Annotated in this window: 4 protein-coding genes and 1 pseudogene; 4 read left to right on the top strand and 1 reads right to left on the bottom strand. The window is 62.0% G+C overall.

What is annotated here, in order from left to right:
* Positions 1–434, top strand: a 434-nt coding sequence (msrA, locus tag EOA86_RS25720) for a peptide-methionine (S)-S-oxide reductase MsrA (RefSeq protein WP_128344261.1), incomplete at its 5' end; no start/stop codon positions are given.
* Between the two features lie 208 nt (positions 435–642).
* Complete coding sequence (locus EOA86_RS25715; protein WP_128344259.1) at positions 643–1,632, top strand: BMP family ABC transporter substrate-binding protein; 990 nt, start codon at positions 643–645, stop codon at positions 1,630–1,632.
* A gap of 67 nt (positions 1,633–1,699) precedes the next feature.
* Here EOA86_RS25715 and EOA86_RS25710 read toward each other — a convergent pair whose 3' ends face one another.
* Positions 1,700–1,909, bottom strand: coding sequence for a SlyX family protein (locus tag EOA86_RS25710; RefSeq protein WP_128344257.1), 210 nt, complete (start codon positions 1,907–1,909; stop codon positions 1,700–1,702).
* Positions 1,910–2,224: 315 nt separating this feature from the next.
* Here EOA86_RS25710 and EOA86_RS25705 point away from each other — a divergent pair, with 315 nt between their 5' ends.
* Positions 2,225–3,757 carry an ABC transporter ATP-binding protein gene (locus EOA86_RS25705; protein ID WP_128344255.1) on the top strand — a complete coding sequence of 511 codons (1,533 nt, stop codon included), beginning with the start codon at positions 2,225–2,227 and terminating at the stop codon, positions 3,755–3,757.
* Positions 3,754–3,897, top strand: a pseudogene (locus tag EOA86_RS25700) (ABC transporter permease); the annotation flags it as partial. The gene EOA86_RS25705 and the pseudogene EOA86_RS25700, both read left to right, overlap by 4 nt.

The following is a 3,897-nucleotide window of genomic DNA, read 5'->3' as shown; positions in this document are numbered from 1 at the left end:
GCTATGCGGGTGGCGTTACCCCCAACCCGACCTACCAGGAAACTTGCACCGGCCTTACGGGCCATGCCGAAGTCGTGCTCGTCGTTTACGACCCGAAGATCGTGTCCTATGCACAGCTTCTGAAGCTGTTTTGGGAAAGCCACGACCCGACGCAGGGCATGCGCCAGGGCAACGATGTCGGCACCACCTACCGCTCGGCGATCTACACGTTTGGCGATGCGCAGCACCAGGCGGCGATCTCATCGCATGACGCTTATGAGGCCTCGTTGCGCGGCGCCGGCCGCGGCAGGATCACCACCGAGATTGCTCCGGCACCGGAGTTCTATTTCGCCGAGGAAGACCACCAGCAATATCTGGCGAAGAATCCCTACGGCTATTGCAATCTGCAGGGCACCGGCGTGACCTGCGCCATCCCGGCTGCCGTCTCCGCTTGAGGCCTTTGGCGAGACGATGATCCGTGGCGCCGGGACACGGCGCCACGCTTTTCCAAAGGTCAAAATTCCGCGTGAATTTTGTTTCGGGCCGTGCCAGATTGGCCCGAAGCGGGAGGAAGACACTCCTGTCTGATGTCGCATGCCTGCCGGAGAACCGGGCAGGCAGGCGGTGCATAACGGAAAAAATAACCGACAGGGTGTGGATCACATGAAACGTATCGTTCTCGGCCTCCTGGCCGCAACTGCGATGGTTCTTCCGGCCTTCGCCGCGGACATTCAGCCAGCACTTCTCTATGATCTCGGCGGCAAGTTCGACAAGTCATTCAACGAAGCGTCCTACAATGGCGCCGAAAAGTTCAAGGCCGAAACCGGCATCGCCTATGTGGAATTCGAGGTCAGCAACGCGACCCAGCGCGAGCAGGCACTGCGCCGTTTCGCCGAGGACGGCCGCAATCCCATCGCCATGGCGGGCTTCTCCTGGGCAGATGCGCTGGAGAAGATCGCCGTCGAGTTTCCCGAGACCAAGTTCGCCATCATCGACATGGTCGTCGACAAGCCCAATGTCCGCTCCGTCGTCTACAAGGAGCAGGAAGGCTCCTATCTCGTCGGGGTGATGGCGGCGATGGCCTCGAAGACCAAAAAGGTCGGCTTCATCGGCGGCATGGACATTCCGCTGATTCGCAGATTCGGCTGCGGCTATGTCGGCGGCGCCAAAGCGGCCGGCGCCACCGATGTGATCCAGAACATGACCGGCGACACGCCGGCAGCCTGGAACGATCCGGCCAAAGGGGGCGAGATCGCCAAGACGCAGATCGACCAGGGCGCCGACGTGATCTACGCGGCGGCAGGCGGAACCGGTGTCGGCGTGCTGCAGGCGGCAGCCGACGCCGGCAAGCTCGGCATCGGCGTCGATTCCAACCAGAACGGCCTGCAGCCCGGCAAGGTGCTGACCTCCATGGTCAAGCGCGTCGACGTCGCCGTCTACAACACCTTCATGGACGCCAAGAACGACAGGTTCACCGGCGGCATCAACGATCTCGGCCTCAAGGAAGGCGGCGTCGACTACGCTATGGACGACAACAACAAGGCGCTTGTCGACGACGCGATGAAGGCGGCGGTCGAAAAGGCCAAGGCCGACATCATCGCCGGTACTATCAAGGTGCACGACTACATGTCGGACAATGCCTGCCCCTATTGATCGTGAGATTGCCGATCTGATCGAAACCGCCGGGTGAAAGCCCGGCGGTTTGCTTTTCTCAGTATGCTCAGCAATGCGGCGGCTTGGTCACCGGCACGTCGGGTGCGGCCTGTTCCTCCAGCGCCAGGAAGCGGTCGGTCAGCGCATCGAGCTTTCGCTGCATGCGCTCGATCACCTTCCACTGCTCGGCGATCTGGCCGGACAGTTCGTCGATGATCTTCTCCTGCTCGGCGGCGCGGATTTCCAGCGTCGTCAGCCGGTCGGAGGGCATGGTCATCTGAAAAACCTCGGTTTCTTGCTGCACAGCGCTCAAGAGATGCGAATTTCGGGATTCGCCACATTAGAGCGACATGCGTCCAATTGGACGCCGAAAATACGCTCCAAGCCTTACAATCTTCGCGTCGTGCTGCTGAAAATCCAACCCGATTTTCAGGCCGATGCGATAGCGTTGTGAAGGCCGCGGCCACGTTCGAAATTGACAAGCGGGCGGGGATTTGTCGAGAGTAACGCTGCTCCGGCCAATTGGCACAGACGGGGCGTCATGCTAGGCGTTTTGACCAAGCGATAAAAAAATAAGAGTGGGACAGGCTGCATGGCGCAAGCCGCAATCGAGTTGATCGGCATCAACAAGAGTTTTGGCGCCGTGCGCGCCAACCGCGACATCAATCTGGAGATCGTGCGCGGCACCATCCACGGCATTGTCGGTGAGAACGGCGCCGGCAAGTCGACGCTGATGTCGATCCTCTATGGCTTCTACCAGGCCGACAGCGGCGAGATCCGCGTCGGCGGCCAGCCGGCGTCGATCAAGACGCCAAACGACGCCATCGCGCTCGGCATCGGTATGGTGCATCAGCATTTCATGCTGGTGGACAATTTCACGGTGCTGGAAAACGTCATTCTCGGCGCAGAAAGCGATGCCCTGCTGAAGAGGAGCATCACCAAGGCGCGATCAGAGCTGGAACGGCTCGAGCGCGAATACGGGCTGGAGGTCGATCCCGACGCGATCATCGAGGAGTTGCCGGTTGGCCTGCAGCAGCGTGTCGAAATCCTCAAGGCGCTGTATCGCGGCGCCGAAATCCTGATCCTCGACGAGCCGACGGGCGTGCTGACGCCCGCAGAAGCTGACCATCTGTTCCGCATCCTCAAGCAGTTGAAGGAGCAGGGTAAAACGATCGTGCTGATCACCCACAAGCTGCGCGAGATCATGGCGATCACCGACACGGTCTCGGTCATGCGCCAGGGCACGATGGTGGCGACACGGGAAACCAGGAAGACGACAGTCGAGGAACTGGCCGAGCTGATGGTCGGGCGCCGCGTGCTGCTCAGGGTCGAGAAGGGCGAGGCGGAAGCCGGCGGCGTCAAGCTCGCGGTGAAGAACCTGACAGTGAAGGATTCCCGCGGCGTCACCATGGTCGACGACATCTCCTTCGATGTGCGCGCCGGGGAGATCGTCGGCATCGCCGGCGTCGCCGGTAACGGGCAATCCGAAATGCTCGAGGCGATTTCCGGGATCAGGCGCGCCGTCTCGGGCTCCGTCATGCTCGACGGCAAGCCGATCGATCTCACCGGGGCCGCCGATCCCGGCGAGCTGCGCGACCGCGGTCTCGCCCATGTGCCGGAAGACCGTCATCATGTCGGGCTGGTGCTGGCCTTCGAGGAGAACGAGAATTCGATCCTCGGCTATCACGACGACGAACGATATCTGAAGGGGCCGTTCCTCGACATAGACGCGATCCGCAACGACGCCAGGGACAAGATTACCAAATACGACATCCGTCCGGCGGATTGCCGGCTCAAGACCGCCAATTTCTCCGGCGGCAATCAGCAAAAGATCGTGCTGGCCCGGGAGATGGAGCAGGATCCGGGCGTGCTGATCGTCGGTCAGCCGACGCGCGGCGTCGATGTCGGCGCCATCGAATTCATCCATAAGCGGCTCATCGCCATGCGCGACCAGGGCAAGGCGGTGCTGGTGGTGTCGGTCGAGCTCGACGAGATCCGCTCGCTGTCCGACCGCATCCTGGTGATGTTTGCCGGCCGCATCGTCGGCGAGCGCGGACCGGAGGCGACCGAAGGCGAGCTCGGCCTGCTGATGGCCGGCGTCGAGCGCCAGGAGGCGGCGGAATGAGCACGCCTTACGCCAAGCTGCCGGCCTGGGCCGATTACGGGCTGATCCCGGTAATCAATCTCGCCGTTGCCTTCGTCGTCGCCGGCTTCGTCGTGCTTCTGGTTGGCGAAAATCCGTTCCGCGCTGCCGCCGTCCTGGTC

This window comes from Mesorhizobium sp. M5C.F.Ca.IN.020.32.2.1, assembly GCF_004023105.1.
Taxonomy (GTDB): Bacteria; Pseudomonadota; Alphaproteobacteria; order Rhizobiales; family Rhizobiaceae; genus Mesorhizobium; species Mesorhizobium wenxiniae.
This window is presented reverse-complemented; position numbering and strand designations above follow the sequence as displayed.